This window comes from Pseudoselenomonas ruminantium (assembly GCF_900104055.1).
Taxonomy (GTDB): domain Bacteria; phylum Bacillota; class Negativicutes; order Selenomonadales; family Selenomonadaceae; genus Selenomonas_A; species Selenomonas_A ruminantium_C.
Window position 1 is genome coordinate 81,928 of sequence record NZ_FNJQ01000005.1, and the last position, 24,059, is coordinate 105,986.

Genomic DNA, 24,059 nt, shown 5'->3' on the forward strand with positions numbered 1-24,059 from the left:
AAACTTATCCTCGTAGTATCTTTTTCATATTTGTCCCAATCTGATCATCTACATCATCCTGAAACGCAAAGCGCTTTCGATATACTGCCCGTTTGCGGGTAGGAACTTCTTCCATAGTCTTGCGCGGTTCTATCAGAGGAACCTCGTAAAATCTTGCGTCCTCTGTCTTATGACCGCCAGCTTCTTCCCAAAACTCACCAAAATCCGTCTTCAATTTCCGATCACGCCGAGCATGGTTCATCGCATAGTACCCTTCGTTAGAAACGGCATAAATGTGTTTTACTTTGAGTGCCCTTGCTACCGCCATCGTCATATATAAAATAAGATTCTTTGTACGATATCGGTAAGACCGTTTCGTGATATCCTTGATGATATCTCTAGCATCCTCCATATTCGGGCCCTGCATAGCACCAATCCACATGGAAGCATCGCCATTTTTATCCTTGTCCAGCCAAAAAATGATTTGATACAGCGGGTTGCCATCCAGTAACATCATTACCGACAACAAACCTTCCTTACGTTGACCTGGTTCCATTGTCAGCTGTGCATACCAATTGATATCTTCTTCTTTTGATTTCCAGATTTTATAGCAAGAATCATATGCTGCTAAACGCTTGCCCCATTCAGATTGGAATCTGCTTTGCAATAGCTCAATATGATTACAAATCAAACTCACGCGTTCTTCCAGGCGGGAACCCGCATAAAAAAAAGCTCTGGTTGCCTGCTCAATCAAAAACGGGTTCTTTTCCAAGATGGAAAAACGCTGTTCATCATCTTTAAACCAATTATAAAGTTTTCCTATCGCTGAAAAATTCAACAACACCCGCGCCATAAAAACCACAAAGCGGTGCATTTCTCTCCAGTTGCTCAGGTCATAGATACGTTTACCGAGCTTATATATCTCTAAAAACATCATTCATCCCCTACATGATTATTAGTCTTATTCAAATAATACAGTTTCACATACTTGGCCATCGTATAGAAATAGTGAAAGCAGGCCAGCACAAAGCCTATCCGTCCATCCATAAAGCCCAGGCGCAAGAACAACATGCGAAAACTTGCCCAAAATGGATGTAAGACAAAATCCCAAATGTGTGCTTTCTTGCCCTGTTCCTGCATCTTTTCTGCCGCCAATGTCGTGTAGAAATTCAGCTTGTTGAAGTAATGGTTCCAATCCCGATAAGGATAATGGATGATATATTCCTCTGTGGGCAGCTTCACTTCTTCATAGTCATGGTGGAACTGCGGATGCACGAAGCCCGTCACATAAGTGCCTTTTGCCGGAACAAGACGCACCACATAATCCGGGAACCAGCCACCATGACGCAAGGGCTGCTCCCAGAAGTAATTCAAGCGGGCATTACAATAAGCATATCTTCTGTCATCTTTTTGGACTAATTCGATGATTTTTGCCGCCAGCTTTTTGGACACCCGTTCATCTGCATCCAAAAAATAAATCCAAGGATGCGTTGCCTGCTGGATGGCGAAGGTCTGCTGTGCCCCCCAGTTACCAGCCAGCGCATGCTGTACAACCTTTGCTCCCAGCGATGCACTGATTTCTGCCGTCTTGTCCGTACTGAAGTCATCGATCACGATAACCTCGGCCGCAAATTGCACACTCTTAATGCAATCGGCAATATTTTTTTCCTCATTTTTTGCTAGTATCAACACGGATACATCCGCTGTCATCTTGTCACCTTTCCTCATTCCATATCTGTTCCAAGCGCTGGGCAAAAGCCTCCGGAGAATATTCCCTGCCTGCTCTGGCCAACTCAGTCTGGTAGATATTCTTCCTGTCATCATAGGTATTGATGACATCCTCCAATACGTCATGAAGCGATTGCATATCACCGCTTTTGAAACACTGTCCTATATTATATGCCGCAAATACTTCCGGGTTCATATCGTCACTGGCAATGACCGGTTTCTGATAGCCGATAGCCGTAAAGAGCATGCCACCCCAATGATAAAGGTAGCGCGGCGCAGAATAAGGCATCAGAAGTACATCAATCCCGGCAATGGCCTGCTGCCATTCTTTGCCGATAAGCCCCTTGTGCAGGAAATCTATACCTTCCGTCCCCTTATACTTTTGGATAATGCGTTCAAAGTCCTCAGCATCCTCGGGATGCATGGTTGCGCCCTGCACGAAAAGTTTTACCGGACGGTTATAATGTCCCTGCAGATAAACCTTCAGGAAGTCCTCTAACCTTTTCTCCCGGCGGTACTGGCCGAAGAATCCTATCGTCAGCACATCATTGTGCGGAGGCTTTACCTCGATATCCCGTGGCGTAAAAGTGGGCGGATAAATCGTGCGGATATTGCTGCGTTTTTCCCCAAAGATATCCTCACTAAAAGTCAGCACAGTTGGGCGGATATTCTTGCAAGCTGCCAGCTTGTCTGCCTCCCGTAAAAATTTCGGGGCTTCTCCGGGATTGATGCCATGCAAGATAAAGATGATAGGCACAGGCGATTTTCGCAACCGGCTTTTGGCCAGCGCCCGCAGATAGCGGTAAGTGGACGTAGGGACAATCAGCGCATCCACTTCGCCTCGCAACGCCACCTCATAGAGCTGACGATACCAGCTCATGCGGTTCCATTCCCGTTTTACAGTGCGTGCCAGTTTCCTCAGACCGGTCACGCCACTATAAGAAACGACCTCTCCATGCAGTTCATGCACCGGCACATGATAGTCAAAACTGAATTGAAACCCCTCCGGCACATAGAAGCAGACCTCATGACCACGCTTCTGCATCTCTTCCACGATAATTCGGTCAAAATCCACCTCATGACCGCCGGGTGTCATGATATTCTCAAAAATTCCAATGCGCATTATGGAACTCCCTTTTCCGTCCAAAATTTATCTAACACTTAATTTTACCACATACCCATAAAAAAATCCGCACATTCTGTGCGGATTGATATATTTTATTTCCCTATGATCCTATAACAACCTACCACCAAAGTAAACCAACAGGCCTAGCAAGGTGATGAAAGGCAGATAAACTTTCATCCCCAGAGCCAGAAGCTGGCTTTCACTGCCTTTGCCAGCCATACCGATAGCCGCCACGCCGATGGCAATACTCTGCGGAGCAATGAGTTTCCCCGCGCAAGCCCCAGTGGCATTAGCAGCGGCAATCCAAATCTGCGTATTCAACGGCGCACCTATGGCAATCGCAGCATCCATCTGCAATTTCCCCAACAAAATACAGGTACTCGTCGCTGAACCGGTGATAAAACCGCCAACCGAGCCGATAAAAGCCGCAATCGCGGGATACAGCAAACCTGTAGCTGCTACGGTATTATCCGCAATTGTCGTGGTCATGCCACTATACCCCATAACTTTGGCCGTGGCAATAATGGAAATGATGGTGATAAAGGTCGGGCGCAAGCTTCGCATCGTCTTTCCCAACACCTGCAGCATATCCACCAGAGCTATTTTCTGAATAAAGCCACTGACAAAGGTAGCAAAGAAGATTACCATGCCAGGCGTAGCAATCCAATGGAAAGTATATGGACTGCCACCTTCGCCCTTATAAATCAATATAGATGTGCGAACCTGTGAAATGGAATCATAGATGGTCGGCACAAGCTTACTGGTCAGCAACAACAGGACAAAAATCAACAAAAAGGGAAGCCAGGCCAAAAAGGCCTGATTCTTTGTCACCGTTGGCATCTCTGCCCGCTGCAGTACATAGTATGAATCTTCCAATGGGAACAATCTGACTGTGCCGATAATGGCCCCCATAGTACAAAGGGCCCCCGCCACACCTGCCAGCTCCGGGCCCATGAAATAAGACACGAGCAGTTGGGCCAACACATAGCTGATACCTGCCGCCGCGCACACAGGGATCATTCCTCTTAGAGCCTTCAAGCCGCCGCCCGCGATGACAACCATCAGAAACGGACAAAGCAAACCTAAAATGCCGATCTGCAATGCCACATAAGTAGCCAACTGGGCAGCATCCGTCCCCATGATTCCCGACAAAGTCACGAGTGGGATGCCGATAGAACCATACGCTGAAGGGACGAAGTTAGCTACCAGGCAAACAGCCACAGCACTGACCGGATTAATGCCCATTCCGGCCAACATGCTGGCCGGAATCGCCACCGCAGTCCCAAATCCGGCCATCCCTTCCAAAAATCCACCAAAACCAAAGGCAATCAGGAGAATCAACACCCGATAATCACTGCTGACAGAATTCAACATGGCCTTGATTGTTTCCATGCCACCTGTATGCACCGATAAATGATAGGTATAAATCGTCGCTGTAATAATAAGCAAGATGGGCCAACAGGCCAGGGCTGTCCCCTCCAAAAAAGCACTGGCCATATAATCAGCCGGCATACCAAAATAGGACACACTGGCAAGCAGCGATAGCAACAATGCCACCGGGCAGGCTTTCCACGCCGCCATTTTCAGACCGGAAAGTGCCACGATCAGCCATAGAATTGGCAGCACAGCCAAAAACAGCAGAGTCACAATAATCCCCCCTTTTTCAGAATCTTCTTTTAAAGGGATTATTCGCCACAGGAATGTTTTTTCCTGTTTACACTTCAGGAAATCCTTTCATCAATTGTTCCGGATGTCTGACCAACCAGCCCGTAATCTCACAATAAGCCGCCCTCTCTTCAGCAAAGCTTCTATCCTCACGTTGTAATGGCAACATATCACTGCTAACCGCTAAGGATTGCGAACCAAGGCTATAATCCCCCACGCGCTCTTTTGTCAGCCAGCAGTAAGGGGTCACAACATGATCAATGGGTTCTGTCAAGGAAGGGAACAATGACTCATACTCATACCCCTGAGGAGCAATGAGTTCTACCAACGTAGGCAGGATATTCATATGTCCTCCAATAGTATTCCCAGCCAACCCCCCCGGCATCAATTCCGGATGATGGATGGCAAAGGTTGTCATAACACACTCACGCATTGACGGTTCCCGGCGGTTCACCAAATCGTATTGATAAGGGATCAGGCCTGCCGAATGATCACCGGTCAAAATAAACAAACTGTCCGGAAAGACCTTTTGCATATCACACACAAATTTCAACAACGCTTGATCCGCATACCAGGCTGCAGCCAGCTTCCGCATCACTTTTGCATCCCGCCGCAAAGCTTTGGGAATATCCGGCATAATCCTGTCAGCATCAAAACCATATTTGCAAAATGGCATACGCCAAGGACCGTGATTCGATGTGGTATACAGAAAATGCAGCGTTGGCCCCTCATCAGCTGCAGCGATGAGCTCTGCAGCCCTTGCTAAGAATATATGGTCATAAACGCCCAGCCATGTAGCAGGAGCTTTTTTCCCACAGATATCGGGACCAGCATGGCAGGCGTCAAAACCAGTTGCCGGTACAAAATGCTGCATGCTGCCATGATTCAGTCCACCGCCATACCAAAATTCCGTCCGATAACCAAGCTTCTTCATCTGCAACGGCAATGCAGTAGAAACGGTCTTATGCCAAAAAAGTTCCCGCTCATTAAGCTGTAGATTAGCATCATATACGCCTGACAACAAACTCACTAAGGACGGGCGCGAAGTCATCCCTGCCGACAGAAAGTTATTGATGGCGATCGTATGGGGATTTTCCCGAAACTTCTTGCTGGCATCCATCAGGTGCAGATTGGCATAAAGCGAATCCAAGCCAACCTGCGTATGGCTTTCCCCCAACAGGAAAAAAATATGACTTGGTTTGGATATTCTCGCCCCTTTAGCCTGCCGCCTGAAATATTGCAAGGGCGAATCTGAAACCGTAATGATCCTCCCTAATAATGGCTGCATCAAGTGCGCTGAAGTATCATCATCATGGGTGAGTGAGGCACTGACCTTTTTCTTGCAAGCTAGTTCAAACGCAACCAAATCATCCACCACAGCTTTGCCGAAAAATATATCGTTTTTCACCACATCAGGAACTTCATCAAATTCTGGTTTATGACGATGATTCAACGTTCCCCCATAGCGAAACCAGTAGAACACGATTCCCGCAGAAATGAAAACAAAAGCATTCAAGCCGTACTGTTGCCAGCGTTCTGCTAATGTCCAATATGGCAGAAGCGGCAAGCTAAGCAGCCAGGTAATAGCCTTATGACAAAGCCACAAATAAGGCAAATAGCCCAACAAAATCAAAGCGCCATGATTTTGATGAAAGAAAATATCCAAAAGATTCTTCTTGTCCGCCTTACCTCCGAGTTTGATGGTCACATTGTAGGTATCATGAAAATGATAGTAAAAAATCATCTTTCCCATAAAGGCTGTATAAATCACAGCCAGATATCCCAGCAAACCATAACAACGCACCTCATCTCCTAGGGCATAATACCCGGGGAAGAAAGCACCTAGCAGAGATACCAACACCAGCGAAAAGAGGAATACATAGGCATTGAAGTCCATCCCCCACCAAAAACCATAGCTGAAGCACATCAGCCATTTTTTCCAATGTCCACGGGGATTTTTATTCGGCGCATAAACCAGAATAAACGCCAGCCTGAACAGCGCACAAACAAGTGGCGCCACCAACATCAACTTGAAATCCTGTTGGATACCATAATAAAACTGCAAAAACATAGTTCCTCACAAGTATTCTTTTATCCGTGTCAATAAATTGCCGCCATCATAATAGATTCCCGTCAGTCCCGCCCGTCGGGCACATTCCATATCATTATCGCTGTCGCCTACCAAAAAAGACTTTACGCGATTGATATGAAAATGGCAGCAGGCTTCATCCACCATTCCTGTAGCAGGCTTTCGGCAGTTGCATGCTTTAGTATATTGCAGAATTTTTCCCTGCGGATGGTGCGGGCAGTAAAAGAGCGCATCTAAATGCGCTCCAATCTTTGCCAGTTCTGCATTCATCCAATCATAGACAGCCTGAATATCTTCTTCCGGGTAGAATCCTCTGGCCACACCACTCTGATTGGTAACGAGGATGGCCAGATACCCCTTGTCATTGACGTATTTGATTGCCTCTTTGGCACCTTCTATCCAGACGAAGTCTTCCAGACGGTGCAGGTAGGCGATGTCGACATTGAGTGTGCCATCCCGATCGAAGAATACGGCCTTTTTATTCGTTGTAGTCAAAGTAGCCACCCTTGTTCAGGAAATCCACATACTCTTTGACCGCTTCTTTCATTTCATGGAAGCCTTCGTTATAACCAGCGGACAGCAGGTTTGTCGGATCGGCTTCGGTGAAATTCTGGTATTTGCCCTTGAGTACTTCGGGGAATTCACGGTAAGCGATCTCGCCCTTGCCCAGGGCTTCGATCACAGCTTCAGCCACTTCGTTATAGGTGTGAGCATGGCCCGTGCCACAGTTATAGATGCCGCTGGGGCCTTTGTTTTCCCAGAACCAGAGATTGACATTCACGACATCCTTGACATAGACGAAGTCACGGCGCTGCTCGCCGTCTTTGACCGGCGTGCCATTGATCTCACCCCAACCCTGGAACAAGCGGGCCTTGCCCGTTTCATTGACCTGATTGTAGAGCTGGTAGAAGATGGATGCCATCTTGCCCTTGTGATGTTCCTGCGGACCATAGACGTTGAAGTACTTGAGGCCGACAATCTGACTATGTGCTTCGGGCATCACCTGACGCACATAACGGTCAAAGGCCAGCTTGGAGAATGCATAGGGATTCAGCGCATCCTCGCACTCATCCCCCTCACGGAAACCATTCTTACCGTTGCCATAGGTGGAAGCAGAAGATGCATAGAGGAACGGAATGCGATGCTGCAGGCAGAAGTGCAGCAGGGACTTGGAGTATTCATAGTTGACGCGCATCATGTAGTTCACATCATATTCCATCGTATCGGAGCAAGCGCCCTCATGGAATACGGCATCGATATCCGTGCCATCGAAATCATCGTTTTCGATGCTCTGCAGGAAATCGTCCTTATGCTGATAGTCAATGAACTTGAGCCCGCGCAGATTCTTGTAGTTCTGACCATCCTTGAGGTCATCCACCACCAGAATGTCCGTGCGTCCACGACGATTAAGTTCCTTCACAATATTGCTGCCGATAAAGCCGGCACCACCAGTTACGATAATCATTGAATAGTCCTCCCTTTACACCTCATCCGAGCGCTTCGCGCCCACCTTCCCCTCAAGGGGAAGGCTAATAATGGTATATCGTTGCCCGGCGCCCAAGGACGGGCGCCGGTGGACGTAAATCCCCGGAAGGGATTTCAGTCCACGTTTTCTTTGGGTACCTTTCTTTGCGCCAAAGAAAGGTACAGCTCACTACCTTAATACCTCTAACAATTCTTCCCGGCTCACAGCATATGTGCCGAGCTTCGCCACCACCACGCTGGCAGCGAGATTAGCCATATAGGCACTAACCTCCGGTTCCAGCCCTCCGGCCAGCCCCAAGGCAAACACGCCGATAACCGTATCGCCAGCACCGGACACATCGAATACTTCCTGGGCCTTGGTCGGAATATGCTTGGCACTGTCCTTCGTCACCAGCGACATGCCAAATTCCGAGCGCGTAGCCAGCACCTGTTTGATGCCGAATTTATCCATCACGAACCGAGCCGCCTGTTCAATGGCTTCGTCCTGATTCTTGATCTTTTGGGGCAGGACAGCATTGAGTTCCTTGAAGTTCGGGGTAATGTAATCTGCACCGCTATACTTTCCCCAGTCCGTGCCCTTGGGATCTACCAATACCGGTACCCCTTGCTCGTTGGCCGCCTGAATGATCATCTGACAGGTTTCTGCCGTGCAGGCCCCCTTGCCATAATCTGAGATGATTACCGCATCCACGCCTTCCTGCAGACGGGCTGCGACAAAGTTATGGAGCCGGTCGGCAAAAGCTCCGGTTACATCCTCGGCTTCTTCAAAGTCCAGCCGGATCATCTGCTGATGACCGCCAATAACTCTAAGTTTAGTAGTCGTAGGACGATCTGTGGTAATCAGCCCCTTATAGTCGATACCCCGAGCCGTGAATTTATCGGTCAGGCTCTGGCAGTGATAATCATCCCCCACAAAACCAGCAATGCCAATCTGACATTCCAATCTTGCCAGATTATGCGCCACATTGGCCGCACCGCCTAAGGTTTCCTGCTGGCTGGTCACACGGGTGACCGGCACCGGCGCTTCGGGGGAGATGCGCGTCACTTCGCCATAGTAATACTTATCCAACATCACATCGCCCACTACCAGCAAACGGCACTCCGCAGTCTTGTGGGCAATAAAGTCATACATTATCTGCTTATCCATCCGTTAGAATTCTCCTTTGGATATTTCAATAACCCGACACTGATAATCGCCTTTATGGGCGGGCAATTCATAAGCAGGCTTCGCCTTAAACTTCTCCAGCAAATCTTCCACATAGTGCATCGCTGCCGCCACGGGGATATTCTTCATGCAGGCCAGATTCTCTTCCCCCGCCCGCGGGCATTTATGGATGCCGCAGGGATGGCATTCTTCCGGTGATTTCAACAATACGGAGCGGCCATCATAGGGATAGAACCCTGGCACAGGCGAAGCCCCGAACATCGTGATCACGGGCAGATTCATGGCCACGCCGATATGCATGGGGCCGGAATCCGTCGTCAGGAACAGGCAGCATTTCTGCAGCAAGCCCGCCAACACCGCCAGGCTGACCTTCCCGGTAAAGATATGCAGGTCCTTGCTGTCCTTATGCTTCATCTGGCTGATACATCTTTCGACAATCGCCAGATCCATCGGCCCGCCGAAGAAAGCAATCTTATAGCCCTTTGCCAGCAGCCGGTCTGCACATTGGGCAAAATAACCATCCAGCCAGCGCTTCGTCTCCCAGCTGGCGCCGATATTGAAGGCAATCACCTTATCTTCCGCAGCAAAATGCTCCTGCCAAAGATTATCTGCCTTCTGCTGATTCTCCGCACTGAGCGCCATTTCGAGGCCGCCATCCTCTGGCTCGAACCCCAAGGTCTGCCGCAGGACATTCAAGTGCGCATGCACCTGATGTTCCCAGCCAGGTACATATTTATGCGGGGGAAATATCCCGCCCGGCCCCCAGCCTACATGATGAGCAATCGAAGGGTTCTGCAAGGTCTGATCAAACAGCAGCGAGAAAAGCGGCTTGCTGTAACCGACAATGTATTTTGCCCCGCTGAAAGCAGCCACCGCCGAAGCACGTTCATTGCGGTGCAGATTGATTACGAGATCGAATTTTTGCGCCCGCACTTTGCGGATGAATTTCCACAAATTGGCCAGGCCCTTATCTGCACCTTTCTTATCCATGAACAAGCAGGCATCCAAGTGGGGATTGCATTCCACCAGATCCCGCCAGCGGGTATCTGCCAGCAAGGTAAGCCTCGCCTGCGGATAAGCCTTGCGCAAAGCCCCCAGCACCGGAGTTGTCAACATCAGGTCGCCAATCTGCATCAGATTTATGACCAGTATATTTTGATACACAATTATTTCTCCTCATTTTGGTTCCCCAAGATCAGCCAATAACTCAGGGTGCGCAGCTTGCGCAAAAACGGCTCTAATCTGGATTGTTCCGCAGGAACATCTGCCGCTTCCACGCCCGGCAACAGCTCAGTCTTATCCGTGCCGACCTGCCCCATGATCTTATCGGTCAGATAGTATTCGCGGTTGAATGCCGCCGGATACTCACCGATAGCCGGCGCCACCGACTCATAGGCAAAGCCCGCCGGAGCAATCAGATCAACCAGCGTCGGCATGATACCGGTATGTCCGCCGATGGCATCCTTGGGCAGGATATCGTGCTTCACGCCTGCTCCATAGAGCACGAACGGCACGCTCTGGAACTCGAACATCGTCGGTTGCGCACCTGGATTCGAGCGCACGGCATGGTCACCGGTAATCACGAAGAGGCTGTCCGGATATTCTTTGCTGGTCTGGCGGATAAACTCCGTCACCACTTTATCCATATAGTAATAGTGTCCTACCTCGACAGCCAGATTATGGGGATCGCTCTCACTGGGAATCAGCTCCCGGATGGACTGCTCAGCCTTATCCACGTCAAATCCCTCTGCCGCCAGATCGATATTATAGGGCGGATGGTTCGATGTGGTCATGATGAGATGTACCGTCGGTTCTTCCTGTGCCAAATGCTCAGACAGTGCCTTGAACAGGTTGCGGTCATTCGTGCCCCAGGTATTGGTCTTCGGCGCATGGAAATCCGGATAGCCGTAGAACGCATCAAAGCCCTGCGCCAAGGCCAGACGGCTGATGCTGTCCCAGCCCGGCGTACCGCCATACCAGAAATCCACCTTGTATCCCAGCTTATGGAACGGAATCGATATGGCAGTAGGATACATTTCCTTGAAGCTGCGCGGCTGATAATTCACCCGTACATTCACTTCCGACAAACCGGTTATCATCCCCGTGATGGCAATGGATGTAAAATCCCCATTGGGCATGAAATTGCGCGTGTAATAGGCATTATCTTCTTTGATTAGGCTCTTGATGCCGTCTGCCGCCTGCAACGGGGCATATTTGTCCAGCATCGGCCACTGCGCCCAGGTTTCACCCAGGATAATGAAAATATGTTTAGGCTTCGCAATTTTCGCGCCCGGCGCCTGACGTGTCAACGCTGCCGCGACCTGCTCTGCTGTGAGCTGCTTCACCTCGTCCTTGTCCACACCATAGATATCACCAGCCTGCATGCGCTTTTCCTGCTGCACGGCGCGGTACATGGCCTGTACATCATCATATATGCACTCATTGAGGAAATCATCCCCTGTGACGGCTGCATTCTCCCAATTTATGCCAGTGGCATAGGATACACCGCCGCCGAAACGACACAGGAACATGAACAGGACCGTAAACAGGAATGCCCCCACGGCCGTTGCCCGGCTATGACGGAACTCTTTCTGCCATACAGGCAGGGCCAGTATCTTCTTCAATGCCCAGGCCAGGATTGCGGTCAAGCCTGCTGCTGCCAGCAGTCCCGGCAACAGATGATACTCACTGACCATCATGCCCAGGACTGCCAGCTTGTCATCATGCCATCCCTGGAATACCTGCAGCCCATAGGTCATGCGGAATTCCTCATAATAGGGAAACCGCGCCAGGAACAGCACGGTCAGGATGAAGCTGGCCAACGTGCCGATCCCCCAGCGCAGACCATTCCACTGCAAACGCGGCCGAACCAGCGCAGGCAGTGTTACCAGCAGGAAACTGAGCAGGGTGAAACCACCGGCACTTTTCAGCGACAGCCGCAAGCCGGTAAGATTCGCCTGCACGATATCCGCCATGACCGTGGTGTCCGCCATAGCGCCTGCATATTTTCCCATAAAGATCAGACGGTAAAGCGCCATCAGACACAGCAAGAACGCAAACAACCGCAAATCCAGCTGACAATTTTTCAAATAGGCTTTTAATCGCATCCTAGAGAATCTCCTCTATCTTTCGTTGCACCTGCTCCACCGTGATATTGGCCAGGCAATCAAACTTCTTAGGGCAGGCACGTTGCCAGCAATATTTGCAGGAGCGATCCACCTCGATGGCATGTTCCATCTGCCCATAGGGGCCATTGCGGTTGGCGTCAGTCGGCCCCATGACCATGACAGTTGGCGTGCCCAAGCCAGCAGACAGATGCACCGGACCGGTGTCCCCACCTACCGTACTACGCGCATTCTGCAGGATATAGGTGAGCTGCTTGAAATTCGTTTTCCCCACCAGATTCAGTGGCGGGATCTCACACTGGCTGCAGATCTCTGCCGCCCGCTGCTCATCCACCATACCGCCGCCCACCAGGACGGGAATCATTTTCTGTTCGTAAAGCCAATCCGCCAACCGAGCAAAATGCTCTGCCGGCCAGCGCTTGTTGGGCCAGTTCGCCCCCACAGCCAGCACCACATAAGGATTAGCCATATTGGCCCCTGCCTGGGCAAAAATCTGCTGGGCAAGGCTTGCTTCCCGCTCCGGCACATCCAAAGCAAAGCGCACCTCATGGACCGGGCATTCCAATGCTCTGGCCACATCCAGATAGCGCTCCACGATATGACCATGAGCATGCGGACCAATCACCGGCCGCGAGATCTTATCGCTGAGCTCCCGCATATTGCACATGCCCAGTTTCACCGGCGCCTGCCCCAGACGAGCAATGGCCGCCGACTTGAAGAGTCCCTGCAGATCCAGCACGGCATCATAGTGGCGCTGCTGGATCTTGCGCTTCAGCGGGCCATATTCGCGCAAAAAGCCCCCCAAGGACTTGAATTTCTTCTTCTCAAAGAGGATGACCTCGTCAATATAGGGGCTCATGCTGACCAGATCGAACGCTGGCGGTTCCACCACCCAGGTGATATGGCAGTCAGGCTCTTTCTCTTTCAAAGCATAAGCCACCGGCAGAGCGTGGATCACGTCGCCAATGGCGCTAAGTTTTACAATCAAAAAGTTTTTCATTTGCTCAACTCTTTATCTTCTTGATGATATTCGTCGTCGAACGGCCTTCGACCATATCGATGAAGGCCACCCTGCCACCGTAACTCTGTACGATCTTGGCTTCAGGCAGGGTATCCAGCGTATAGTCACCGCCCTTGACATAGACATCGGGCTTGACTTCGGCAATCACGGCCTCGGCGGTCTGCTCGCCGAAGAAGACCACATAATCCACGGCCTTGAGTGCGCCCACGACTTTTGCCCGGTCCTGTTCCCCGTTGATGGGACGTTCGGGACCTTTGAGACGGCGCACGGATTCATCGGTGTTGAGCCCGAGGATCAGCACATCGCCCTGCGCCTTGGCCGCTTCCAGATAGGTCACATGCCCGGCATGAAGGATATCGAAGCAGCCGTTGGTAAAGACAACTTTTTGGCCGCCCTTACGCAGGATTTCGGCGAATTTCTCAATATCTTTACGTTCTATGATCATATTTTCTCCTTTAACGCAAAGCCCGGCGCAGTTCCTCGGCAGAAACCGTTGCCGTTCCCAGCTTACGCACGGCAATGCCGCTGGCGATATTGCTGAGTTCTGCTGCCCGCACCGGCTCCACGCCGGCAGCCAGGGCCAGGATTACCGTGGACACGCAGGTATCACCGGCACCAGACACATCGAATACCTCACTCTTGTCGGAAACGGGGATATCATGGATGGCACCGTCTTTTTCCAGCAGGACCATGCCCTTCTCGCCCCGGGTTACCAATACACCATCGGCGGCCAGTTCCTCCAGGAGTTCCTGACCGGCAGTGAAGATACTCTCATCGTCCGGCAGCTCCCTGCCTACGGCGGCCGCCAGTTCCGCATCATTCTGCTTGACATAGCCGACATTCCGGAAACGATGGATGTCATAGCGGCTGTCCACCATGCTCGGGATATCATGTTCCCGGCAGTAGGAGATAATCTGCTGCTGCAGTTTTTCCGTAATGGTGCCGGAGCCATAGTCACTGAGCACCACGCCGTCAATCTGCGGCAGCAGGGCCTCGATATACTGGCTGATCTGGCTTTCATGGGCCTTCTGCATCGGCTTGTCGCTTTCCTTGTCAATGCGCACGATCTGCTGGCTTACGGTAGCTCTGCCACCGGCAATGACACGCGTCTTGGATATGGTGGGACGCTTCTCATCGCAGAACAGCCCATCGGTATGCGCGCCATTTTTTTCCAGGGCTTCCTTGAGCCCCTTCGCGGCACTGTCGAGACCTAAAAGCCCCACGGCAAAGACATTGCCGCCCAATGTCGCCACATTGTTGACCACATTGGCAGCACCGCCGGCCACCACTTTCTCACCGGCCTGCTTCAAGACCAGCACCGGTGCCTCCCGCGAAATGCGGGAAATGCGGCCATCCAGATAGATATCGGCCACCATATCACCAATCACAAGGATGTTCTTGCCTTGGATCTCTTCAATAATACTTTCGAGTTCTTGTTTCATACTTTATCACCACGGTGTAAACTGCCAACGAATATTCCATTTGTTTTCCCGCGATTTATAACGCAGGATAACCTGTGAGCAATGCAGGTCATGGTACCAATAATAGTCAATATTCTTCCATTTACTATGATCCAGATCATACTTCGTGCCCACGGCAATACGATTGATATCATCAATTCGATAGCTGAAACCGCCCTCCAGTTTCTTGGAATAATCATCGGTATCATAATCAAAGAGGGTGTTATTCCGATTCTTCTTGCTATAATGATAACCAGCATAAGCGGCCCAGCGCTCATTGAAATCCTTGGTCAGCACAGCATCCCCACTAATACCAGACACGCGGGAATCATTATAAGACTCCCGGGTAATACTGTAACCCGTTTTCAGATACAAGGTATAACGGTGGAACCGAATCGGATCGTATCCCAGCGATACGCCATATTCTCCATGATTACTATGCACGCCATTACCATACCAACGGCCATATTCCGTATTCAGGCCATAAGTGAAGTGCGTCTTGCCAATATGATCGCCATAATTCCAGAAGGCAGAAGGCTCCTTCTTGATCCACTCATTATCGCTGTCTTCAAAGTATCCATAGCGCACACCGGTTTTCATGCCAGCATTCTGCCAGGTCAGATCATAATTGGAACGCCATCCATCCTTGGTATTGATGAAAATATTGGTATTCGCATCCAGATTCTTGCGCAAGGGGAATGTCAAATCCCAGCGGATATACGCGCCATCATCATTATTGTAACCCACGCGCGGGAAAACGTGCTTCTTGGAAGCGCCAGCACCCACCCCGGTTTCATAATGCTTCTTGGTCAGGATTACCCGGCCCCGCAGATGGAACTTCACATTCTCCATCACGAGCTTCTGATTGGGATAATAGACGATCTTCTTTGCGCTCAGATGGTAGTCCGGCCTTTTGGCACCGCACTTGCTCTCTGTCCCATCATAGACTACGATCCTATCGGGATAGAACTCAAACCGCTTACCGGTTATATAGTGCGCACCAGCCTTGCCTTTGACATCTTCCAGCGAACCAGTTTTTGCACCATAGTTGTAATGTGCCTTGTAACCATCCAAAGTCACACGCACCTGTCCCGGTGTCATCTGCAGGATATGGGCCTTGTCCGGGATATTCACATCCTGGCTCTTGGTATTACCTGTGACCTCTTCGCCCTGGAAACGATGTGCGTCCATCTGCAGGATATCCACTTTGCCTTTGGCCACAAAGCTGCCGTCGCGTTCATCATAGGTGAGTTCCTCACCCTCAAAGGCCACAGGAGCCGCTTTTTTCGGATCCACAGGATGACGAAGATTCCGCTCCATCGCCTTGGCATCGTCCAGCAGTTTCTGCTGTTCTGCCGTCAACCGGTTTTCCCGTTCGGTACGGTGCTGCTCCTCGATGTAATCTAACGCATCAATGCCTGTATCGGAGTCTGCATGATATTCAGCACTGGCCATCCCGCTCATGAAGGGCAGCATAAGTGCTGCGGTCACCAGCCCCGCAAGCTTCTGTTTATTCATTAAAATTCTCCTATCGTTCAGGAATTCTGCCTCGAATCAATACCTTATATTTTAACACCTCTATCTATAAAATAAAAGTGCCCGCCACAGAGGGCAGGCACTTTTTATGGAAATGTTATTAGTCTGGCGGATTATTTGCCGGCAATACCCGGAGTGGTCATTTCTTTCGGCTGCAGAATCTTTTCCATCTGCTCCTTGGAAATCAGGCCCTTCTCGAGGATGACTTCGCGTACCGGACGGCCCGTGTTATAGGCTTCCTTGGCAATCATCGCGGAGTTTTCATAGCCGATATGCGGCAGCATGGCCGTGACGATGCCCACGCTCTTGTCGAGCCATTCCTGGCACTGTTCCTTGTTGGGCTGCAGGTCAAGCAGGAGCTTATCGACGAATGTATTCACGGCATTGGTCAGGTACTTCATGGAGTTGAACAGGTTGAAGCTGATGACCGGCTCCATGACGTTGAGTTCGAACTGTCCGTTCTCTACGCCAAGGGAAACCGCGATATCGTTCGCTACGACCTGATAGCAGGCCTGATCAAGAACCTCTGCAATAACGGGGTTAACTTTCCCTGGCATAATGGAGGAACCCGGCTGGCGCATCGGCAGCTTGAGTTCGTTGAGGCCGCAGCGCGGACCGGAAGCCATCAGACGGAAGTCATTGGCCATCTTGATCAGCACGAGCGCCGTGGTCTTCATCGCGCTGGACACATCGGAGAAACCATCCGTATTGTTGGTGGCATCGATGATGTTGTCAGCGGTCACATATTTCTCGCCGGTCACTTCCGACAGGGTTTCCGCAACTTTCTTGATATATTCCGGTTCAGCATTGAGGCCGGTGCCTACTGCCGTACCGCCCATGTTGACTACATGGATGGTATCGATGGCATGGTTGATGCGGTCAGCGCCGCGGCGTACTGCCGAAGCATAGGACTGCATTTCCTGCCCCAGCGTGATGGGTACAGCATCCTGCAGATGCGTGCGCCCCATCTTGAGGATATCCTTGAATTCCTCGCCCTTGTTGTCGAGCTCTTTAGCCAGTCTTTCGAGTGCAGCCGTCAGTTTCTTGCCTTTGTAAGACAGGCAGACCTTGATGCTCGTGGGGAAGGTATCGTTCGTGGATTGAGCCATATTGGCATGATTGTTCGGGCTGATGATATCATAGCTGCCTTTCGGCTTGCCAATGATTTCGAGTGCCCGGTTGCAGAGGACTTCGTTGACATTCATGTTCACAGAAGTACCAGCACCGCCCTGAATCGGATCGACCGGGAACTGATCCAGCATCTTGCCCGCGATGATTTCATCTGCAGCCTGGATCAACGGTTCGCCAACTTCTTTCGGCATGCGGCCAGTGGACATGTTCGCCATGATCGTGGCCTTCTTTACCTTGGCATAAGCCTGCACAAAATCCGTATCAATCCGCTGTCCCGTGATCTTGAAATTCTCCATCGCACGGGTGGTCTGAACACCATAATATACATCGTCCGGTACCTGCAGTTCGCCAAGGAAATCATGCTCTGTTCTCATTTTTATCCACGTTCCTTTCCATTTCAGAAACAACACACATCACATTTTTATAGCCAGAGATTGTCGTGTTGGTTATTGTTTATCGCCAATCCCTTAACTTGTTTCTCATTGTATCATGTATACAAAATACATGCAAGTACATTTTGAGGAATTTGTCCACGTTTTTTTTTACAGCATCCCAATCACTTTCATAATCGGCAGGCCTACGCCCATCCAAACGATGATATGCAGCACCGTGATGATGAAACCGATCTTCCACCATTCACCCTGCCCCATGAAGCCGGCACCGAAGAAAATCGGGGTAACGCCGCAGCCATAGTGCGTAAGGAAGGAGGCACTGTTGCAGAGTGCGCCGAACAGGATCAATACGCCGAGAACCGGAGCACCAGCAGCCACGAGAATCGTAGCAAAGGCCGCGAACAGGGCCATGATATGCGCCGAGTTGCTGGCCAGCAGATAATGTGCCAGCGTATAGATGATGCTGAGTACCACCAACATGGTCAGCCATTCCATGCCTGCAAACTGGGCAGCCATCACATCCGCGAACCATTTCATCAGACCGAACTTGGACAGGAAGGCAGCCATATTGACGAGGACGCCCATCCAGACGAGTACATCCCAGGCAGCATGCTGATGCGCCACATCCGACCAGTCGAGGATCTTCGTCAGCAACATAGCGGAAAGACCAAGCAATGCGACAAAAGCAGAGTCAATGCCATGATAGGAGCCCGTTGCCCACATGACCAAAGCAACCACGAAGATGATGCTCAGCATGATTTCCTTGCTGCTCATGGGGCCCATCTCGGCCAGTTCGCGTTTGGCCAGTTCCATGGTTTCCGGGGTATTCTTGAGTTCCGGATTGATGAGTTTGTAGAGGATATACGGCGTAGCCACGGTCAGGATCAGACCGGGAATGATGCAGGCCATGAACCACTCGCCCCAGCCGATGGACGTGCCGAAAATCTGCTGTGCCAGCGTATTACAGAGCACGTTGTTCGATGCGCCCGTCAGGAAGATGCAGGCAGAGGTGATAACCGCTGCATAGGCACTGAACATCAGGAATGCGCCCGTGCGCACATTGGTTTTCTTATCGGCATCGGAACCGACAGCTGCCGTGATACTGCGAACAATCGGGAAGATGATGCCGCCGCCGCGAGCCGTATTGGACGGCGTGAACGGGGCGATAACGAAGTCAGCAGCGCTCATGACATAAGCCACGCGCAAGGTGCTGCTGCCGAATTTCGACAGGAGCATATAGGAAATGCGTTTGCCCAGGCCGGTTTTGATAAAACCTTCGGCGAACATGAAGGCCGATACGATCAGCCAGATCGTCGTGTTGGAAAAACCTGCGAGCGCCTCTCCGGTCTTCATGATGCCGAGAATCGGCAGCAGCGTCAGCGCAATCAAGGCAATCGCACCAATCGGCATCGGCTGGAGAATGAAGCCGGCAATCGTCGCAATGAAGATGGCCAGCAGCCCCCAGGCCTGCGCCGTAACTCCGGCAGGTGCCGGAATGAACCAGATGATAGCACCAATGGCCACACACATGAGGCCACGAATCAGCGGACTCAATCCGCCTTTAGAATCAGACATCTCTAATCCCTCCAAAATAAATCCCTCACCAAGCCAATCTCATTCACAGATTGACTTATGATATAATTGATGATAATAATATAAAGGAATGACTACAGAAAACTACAAAATCCGATTGATTAAACAGATTTATTTTTTTATTTATTTTTTACATATCTCAGGAGCCTGCTATGAATACCGACAAACCAACCCGCCAGGACTGGCTGGTACTCCTCTTCATGATCATCCTCGTGCCGCTAGCCGGGGAACCGAAAATGCATCCCTTCAGCGGGGATTTTGCGAGTTTCCGCGTGAGCTTCGGTTCGCCGGTCTTCCTGCTGTTCCTGCTCTGGCTCAGCACCTTCCCCCGTCTGTTTACCGGCGCGGTGGCGGGAACGGCCGTCATGCTGTTCCGCACAGGGCTGGATATGTTCTATGGTGCGCCCCTGCCCGATGCGCTTATTGAACATATCCCGAACTTCTTCTACTATTTTGTCTACGCCCTGTTCTTCGCGCTGCCCCAGCTCTCCCGCAAATCCATCTATGAGCAGGCCTTGGGCATCGCCTTCTGGGCCATTATCGCCGAGGTTTTCGCCAGCGTCGGGGAGCTTGCCGCGATGAACGCCATCGCCTACCAGCAGTCGGAGACTTTCACCCTCGGCATGCTGGGCAGGCTCGTGCTCATCGCCATCCTGCGCTGCTTCTTCATCCTCTCCTTCTTCTTCCTGTTCCAGCTCTACAATACGGAAATGCGGCTGACCAGAAAGACAAAGGAAAAAGACCGGCTCACCATGCTGATTGCCGGTCTTTATGAAGAAGTCTTCGAGCTGAAATGTTCCCTGCAGAGCGCTGAAGCCGTCACCCATGACTGCTACAACGTCTACGAACGCCTGAAAAACACCGCCCACACCCCCGAGGACGAGGCCATTGCCCATGAGATCCTGCGCATTGCCGGCCAGTGCCATGATATCAAGAAAAATCACCAACGCATCTACGCCGGCCTGCAGGAACTCACACAGAACCGCCGCGTGGATGACTACCTGCCGCCGGACAAGATCGTCAAACTCATGGTGCATACCCAAAAAAAATATGCCCGTTCACTGGGCAAGGAAATCTTCTTCAGCACCAAAGTCCCCTCGGGCCTGCCGCCACTCCATTCCTTCATGCTCTTATCCATCCTCAACAACCTGGTTGCCAACGCCGTGGAAGCCATCGAAACAAGAGGCACCATCACCACCACCATCATCGGCGGCACCGGTGACGGCCGCCTGAAGATCACCATCGAGAACACCGGCAGTTTCATACCCGCCCGGCGGCTGGAGCGGGTATTCTCGCCGGGCTACACGACCAAATTCGACAGTACCGGCAAAGCCTCCAGCGGCGTGGGACTGACCTATGTAAAACACCAGACCGAAACGCTGGGCGGCAGTATTGAACTGACCTCTGATGGCGCGGACAAAGTCTGCTGCCACCTCGACCTCCCCTGCCAAAAACTGCATAAGCCCGCCACCTCATCCGTCACGCTGCGCGTACCACCTTCCCCTCCAGGGGAAGGCATGATAAAAAGCAAAGGAGAATCCCCTTCATGAATATTATGCTGATAGACGATGACGATGCCGTCCGCATGATGCTGCAGGACATCATCGAAGACTACAACCTCGGCGACGTAACCGCCTCCCTGCCCACTGCATTGGAACTTAGCACAGAAATGCTGCTGAGCCAGCATATCGACATCCTGATCATCGACATGCTGATGCCCGGCCTCGACGGCATCCAGGCCGTCAGCCGCATCAAAGAGACGTTCCCCGGTAAGATCATCATGCTCTCCCAGGTTGAAAGCAAAGACCTCGTCGGCAAGGCCTACGAAAAGGGCATTGATTACTACATCATGAAACCCCTGAACCGCAATGAAATCGTCAGCGTCCTCAAAAACGTCAGCGAACACCTGCGGCTCGAATCCTTTGCCCAAAACCTGCAGAACTCCCTGCTGAGCCTCAATCCGCAAAATCCCTCTGCGCCTGCTCAGCCCAAAGAAAATACCCGCACCCGCGCAGAAAACCAGCTCAAGGAGCTCGGCATCCGCAGCGCTCCCGGCGCACATGATTTGCTGAACATCATTACCTACATCGAAAAAAACGGCGGGGAACTCACCGCCCTCAAAGGCCTGTTCACCGCCGTAGCCGAAAATCATGGTGCCGAAGATCCCGCCAAAGAAGCCAAAGCCATGGAACAGCGCCTGCGCCGCACCATCTTCCAGGCCCATATCAACGTGGCCAGCATGGGCGTCCTCGACTATACCAACCCCAAGTTCGAAGACTATGCCCCACTGTATTTCGATTACAACGACATCCGCAGCACCATGCGCCTGCTGGAAAATGACGAGAAGCCCGGTCCATCCCAGGTGCATATCAACATGAAAAAATTCATCCATGCCCTCTACGATACCGCACAAAAAGCAAAATAATGCCCAAAACCGCATAGTTATCCACAATTTTATCCACATTATCCCCATACTTTGGGGATAATCTGTGCATTTCATGGGTATTTATCCACAATAAAAGACGCACTCAACAATGAATGCGTCTTTTTCTATTATATTCAGATCAAGCCCTTCATACGGTCTATGCCCTTTTCCATAGCCATCTGCAGGGCATCGCTGATGCTCTTTTTATAACTCCTGAACCCGATGGCAACTGCCTTATTGTTGTTCACACCAGTCGTCTGAAAAGTTACCATCTGATCCGTGGCTGCGTTATAGAAATGATATTTCAGCCGGACAGTCGTATTTACCTTGGACGAAAAAAACGATATATGACGGGTAGGTTTCAGATTAACCACTTCCATGGCCACCACATAATCCGCTCCCGTCTGCCGGGCAACCTTGGCCATTATCCGCTCGGAAGGCAGCATCATATCATCAGGATCGTAACCGGATTTGGTAAGCACTGTTTCCGTCTCTTCCCTGTCCACAATCAACAGATCTTCCTGATCAAAATAATGCATATACCAATCGTCAATGGTATCCTTGACATAATCCTTCGTTTCCTCTGTCGCATTGACATAGGGAACTACTGCTATCTTGCTTAACCCTGCCGCCGCAGCCACGCCATTACTGCTCAGCGCCAGGAACATTGCCAGTACAAAAATAAATCGCTTCAGCATTTCTCATTAACTCCTCGGGAAATTATCTGCTTCTCACAGAAACACCATAAGATCTATACGAATCCATCGCTTCTGCCAGCTGATTCAACGGCGTATCCAAATCCGTATCCTCTGTGACCTCTACCGTAAATCTCGTTCCCTGAGGAATGCTGGAATTCCTGCCCTTCATGAAAGCACCGCCCAACAGGCTGACAAAAAGCCCTACGGCAACAGCGCCGTTATCGCTTTCGCCCTTTTTCTTGATTTCCCGCTGCAAGGGAATTTCCACACCATTGAGCGTCCGCATAGACACCACATGGAATTCCAGTTTGCCACGGATGCCGAAACCTCCGGAGCGGCGTGCTTTGGTGATGACACTTTCAATACGCGTGCCGCGAGGAGCTACAAGGACATCATTTACATACAGATTCTCTGCCAAACGCAGTGGCAGCTGATCCCCCGTGCGAAAATCATGGGAGGACACATTGCGCGTAACCTCTGCTTCCAAAACTGTGCCACCTGGGATATAGGCATCGCCCTTCTTCACCGTATTAGCCCGCACTATCGGCGTCTTATGAATGTCAATTGCCTCCGCTGCATAAACCGTTCCCAAAAGCAGATTCTCCAACACAAAAACCGTTACCAACAGCATCGACAATATTCGCATTCGTACCAACCTCGCTATACTAACTAAAATAAATTCTCACCTATTTTAGTATACTACCTGTAAAATTTCATTTCAAGGAATTATTAGAAATTCATTAGAATTTTATTAAATGCATACCGTGAAGCTGTCCAACATTCATTTTAATTGACAACAAAACTGCAGACACCTATAATATTCTTCAAACATATTTACAACTTTACACACAAGGAGGCATCCTTATGAGCAAATTAACCCTGTCTCAAGCTAAAGAAATCCTCGCCAAGCATACTACCGAGGAACATCTGTTCCATCATGCGGCAGCTGTCAGCGCCGCCATGGGGGCTATGGCCGAAGCCTACGGCGAAGACAAGGAACACTGGGAAGCCATCGGCTGGCTGCACGATGTAGATTACGAAAAATTTCCCACTGAACACTGCCATCATGTACGGGAACTTTTGGCCGGCGAAGGCGTGGATGACGAGGATATCAGCGCCATCATCAGCCATGGCTACGGCATCACCACAAACGAGCATAAACCCGTCACCAATCTGGAAAAGAGCCTGTTCGCCGTAGACGAACTCACCGGCATCGTCCAGGCCTACGCCCTGATGCGTCCCGAAAAAATGGACGGCATGGCTGTAAAATCCCTCAAGAAAAAATACAAAGACAAGAAATTCGCCGCCAAATGCAACCGCGAAATCATCAACCGCGGCGTGGAAAATCTCGGCATGGAATTGGGTACAGTTATGGAACACTGCATCAAAGGCATGCAGGAACACAGCGAAGAAATCGGGTTATAAGAAAAAGACGCATTCA

Annotated in this window: 21 protein-coding genes; 3 read left to right on the plus strand and 18 right to left on the minus strand. The window is 50.8% G+C overall.

All coding sequences use genetic code 11. The annotated features are described in order from the left end of the window. Positions 1–4 precede the first annotated feature (4 nt). The 16 genes from BLQ59_RS03725 to BLQ59_RS03800 all read right to left on the minus strand — a co-directional run bounded on the left by BLQ59_RS03725 (position 5) and on the right by BLQ59_RS03800 (position 19,477). Positions 5–913: a DUF535 family protein gene (locus tag BLQ59_RS03725; protein ID WP_074571581.1), complete on the minus strand. Its 909-nt coding sequence runs from the start codon at positions 911–913 to the stop codon at positions 5–7. Continuing rightward, on the minus strand, positions 913–1,689 hold the full coding sequence (locus BLQ59_RS03730) for a glycosyltransferase family 2 protein (protein ID WP_074571582.1): 777 nt from the start codon (positions 1,687–1,689) through the stop codon (positions 913–915). The genes BLQ59_RS03725 and BLQ59_RS03730 overlap by 1 nt, the downstream gene beginning before the upstream one ends. A gap of 4 nt (positions 1,690–1,693) precedes the next feature. Continuing rightward, positions 1,694–2,830, minus strand: a complete 1,137-nt coding sequence (locus tag BLQ59_RS03735) for a glycosyltransferase (RefSeq protein WP_074571583.1) — start codon at positions 2,828–2,830, stop codon at positions 1,694–1,696. 111 nt (positions 2,831–2,941) lie between these two features. After that, positions 2,942–4,480 (minus strand): L-lactate permease, encoded by a 1,539-nt coding sequence (locus BLQ59_RS03740; protein ID WP_081342436.1) that lies wholly within the window; start codon positions 4,478–4,480, stop codon positions 2,942–2,944. A 67-nt stretch (positions 4,481–4,547) separates the two neighbouring features. Next, a complete protein-coding gene (locus BLQ59_RS03745; RefSeq protein ID WP_074571584.1) occupies positions 4,548–6,569 on the minus strand; it encodes an LTA synthase family protein in 2,022 nt (673 codons plus the stop codon). Between the two features lie 6 nt (positions 6,570–6,575). Beyond that, the gene (locus BLQ59_RS03750; protein ID WP_074571585.1) at positions 6,576–7,082 is read right to left on the minus strand and encodes a D-glycero-alpha-D-manno-heptose-1,7-bisphosphate 7-phosphatase; all 507 of its coding nucleotides are present in this window, start codon (positions 7,080–7,082) and stop codon (positions 6,576–6,578) included. After that, entirely contained in the window at positions 7,066–8,052 is a 987-nt protein-coding gene (gene rfaD / locus BLQ59_RS03755; protein ID WP_074571586.1) for an ADP-glyceromanno-heptose 6-epimerase, read from the minus strand. Before rfaD ends, BLQ59_RS03750 begins: the two co-directional genes overlap by 17 nt. A 189-nt stretch (positions 8,053–8,241) precedes the next feature. Next, on the minus strand, positions 8,242–9,219 hold the full coding sequence (rfaE1, locus tag BLQ59_RS03760) for a D-glycero-beta-D-manno-heptose-7-phosphate kinase (protein WP_074571587.1): 978 nt from the start codon (positions 9,217–9,219) through the stop codon (positions 8,242–8,244). Positions 9,220–9,222: 3 nt separating this feature from the next. Continuing rightward, positions 9,223–10,401, minus strand: a complete 1,179-nt coding sequence (locus BLQ59_RS03765; RefSeq protein WP_176756716.1) for a glycosyltransferase family 9 protein — start codon at positions 10,399–10,401, stop codon at positions 9,223–9,225. A gap of 2 nt (positions 10,402–10,403) precedes the next feature. Continuing rightward, entirely contained in the window at positions 10,404–12,344 is a 1,941-nt protein-coding gene (locus tag BLQ59_RS03770; RefSeq protein WP_074571588.1) for an LTA synthase family protein, read from the minus strand. A gap of 1 nt (position 12,345) precedes the next feature. Further along, the gene (locus BLQ59_RS03775) at positions 12,346–13,362 is read right to left on the minus strand and encodes a glycosyltransferase family 9 protein (protein ID WP_074571589.1); all 1,017 of its coding nucleotides are present in this window, start codon (positions 13,360–13,362) and stop codon (positions 12,346–12,348) included. A gap of 4 nt (positions 13,363–13,366) precedes the next feature. Then, a complete protein-coding gene (gene rfaE2 / locus BLQ59_RS03780; RefSeq protein WP_074571590.1) occupies positions 13,367–13,828 on the minus strand; it encodes a D-glycero-beta-D-manno-heptose 1-phosphate adenylyltransferase in 462 nt (153 codons plus the stop codon). 10 nt (positions 13,829–13,838) lie between these two features. Beyond that, positions 13,839–14,825 (minus strand): bifunctional heptose 7-phosphate kinase/heptose 1-phosphate adenyltransferase, encoded by a 987-nt coding sequence (locus BLQ59_RS03785; RefSeq protein WP_074571591.1) that lies wholly within the window; start codon positions 14,823–14,825, stop codon positions 13,839–13,841. Positions 14,826–14,831: 6 nt separating this feature from the next. Then, on the minus strand, positions 14,832–16,361 hold the full coding sequence (locus tag BLQ59_RS03790; RefSeq protein WP_074571592.1) for an LPS-assembly protein LptD: 1,530 nt from the start codon (positions 16,359–16,361) through the stop codon (positions 14,832–14,834). A gap of 131 nt (positions 16,362–16,492) precedes the next feature. After that, positions 16,493–17,884: an aspartate ammonia-lyase gene (locus BLQ59_RS03795; RefSeq protein WP_074571593.1), complete on the minus strand. Its 1,392-nt coding sequence runs from the start codon at positions 17,882–17,884 to the stop codon at positions 16,493–16,495. Between the two features lie 168 nt (positions 17,885–18,052). Further along, the gene (locus tag BLQ59_RS03800) at positions 18,053–19,477 is read right to left on the minus strand and encodes a DASS family sodium-coupled anion symporter (RefSeq protein WP_074571594.1); all 1,425 of its coding nucleotides are present in this window, start codon (positions 19,475–19,477) and stop codon (positions 18,053–18,055) included. A gap of 170 nt (positions 19,478–19,647) precedes the next feature. On the opposite strand from BLQ59_RS03800, the gene BLQ59_RS03805 reads away from it, so the two are divergent. Both BLQ59_RS03805 and BLQ59_RS03810 read left to right on the plus strand, forming a co-directional pair. Then, positions 19,648–21,045 (plus strand): ATP-binding protein, encoded by a 1,398-nt coding sequence (locus tag BLQ59_RS03805; RefSeq protein ID WP_074571595.1) that lies wholly within the window; start codon positions 19,648–19,650, stop codon positions 21,043–21,045. After that, positions 21,042–21,920 (plus strand): response regulator, encoded by an 879-nt coding sequence (locus tag BLQ59_RS03810; protein ID WP_074571596.1) that lies wholly within the window; start codon positions 21,042–21,044, stop codon positions 21,918–21,920. The genes BLQ59_RS03805 and BLQ59_RS03810 overlap by 4 nt, the downstream gene beginning before the upstream one ends. A 134-nt stretch (positions 21,921–22,054) precedes the next feature. Here BLQ59_RS03810 and BLQ59_RS03815 read toward each other — a convergent pair whose 3' ends face one another. Continuing rightward, positions 22,055–22,618: a hypothetical protein gene (locus BLQ59_RS03815; protein WP_081342437.1), complete on the minus strand. Its 564-nt coding sequence runs from the start codon at positions 22,616–22,618 to the stop codon at positions 22,055–22,057. A gap of 22 nt (positions 22,619–22,640) precedes the next feature. After that, positions 22,641–23,264 (minus strand): hypothetical protein, encoded by a 624-nt coding sequence (locus BLQ59_RS03820; protein ID WP_143005275.1) that lies wholly within the window; start codon positions 23,262–23,264, stop codon positions 22,641–22,643. Positions 23,265–23,482: 218 nt separating this feature from the next. On the opposite strand from BLQ59_RS03820, the gene BLQ59_RS03825 reads away from it, so the two are divergent. After that, positions 23,483–24,043, plus strand: coding sequence for a hypothetical protein (locus tag BLQ59_RS03825; protein ID WP_074571598.1), 561 nt, complete (start codon positions 23,483–23,485; stop codon positions 24,041–24,043). Positions 24,044–24,059 lie beyond the last annotated feature (16 nt).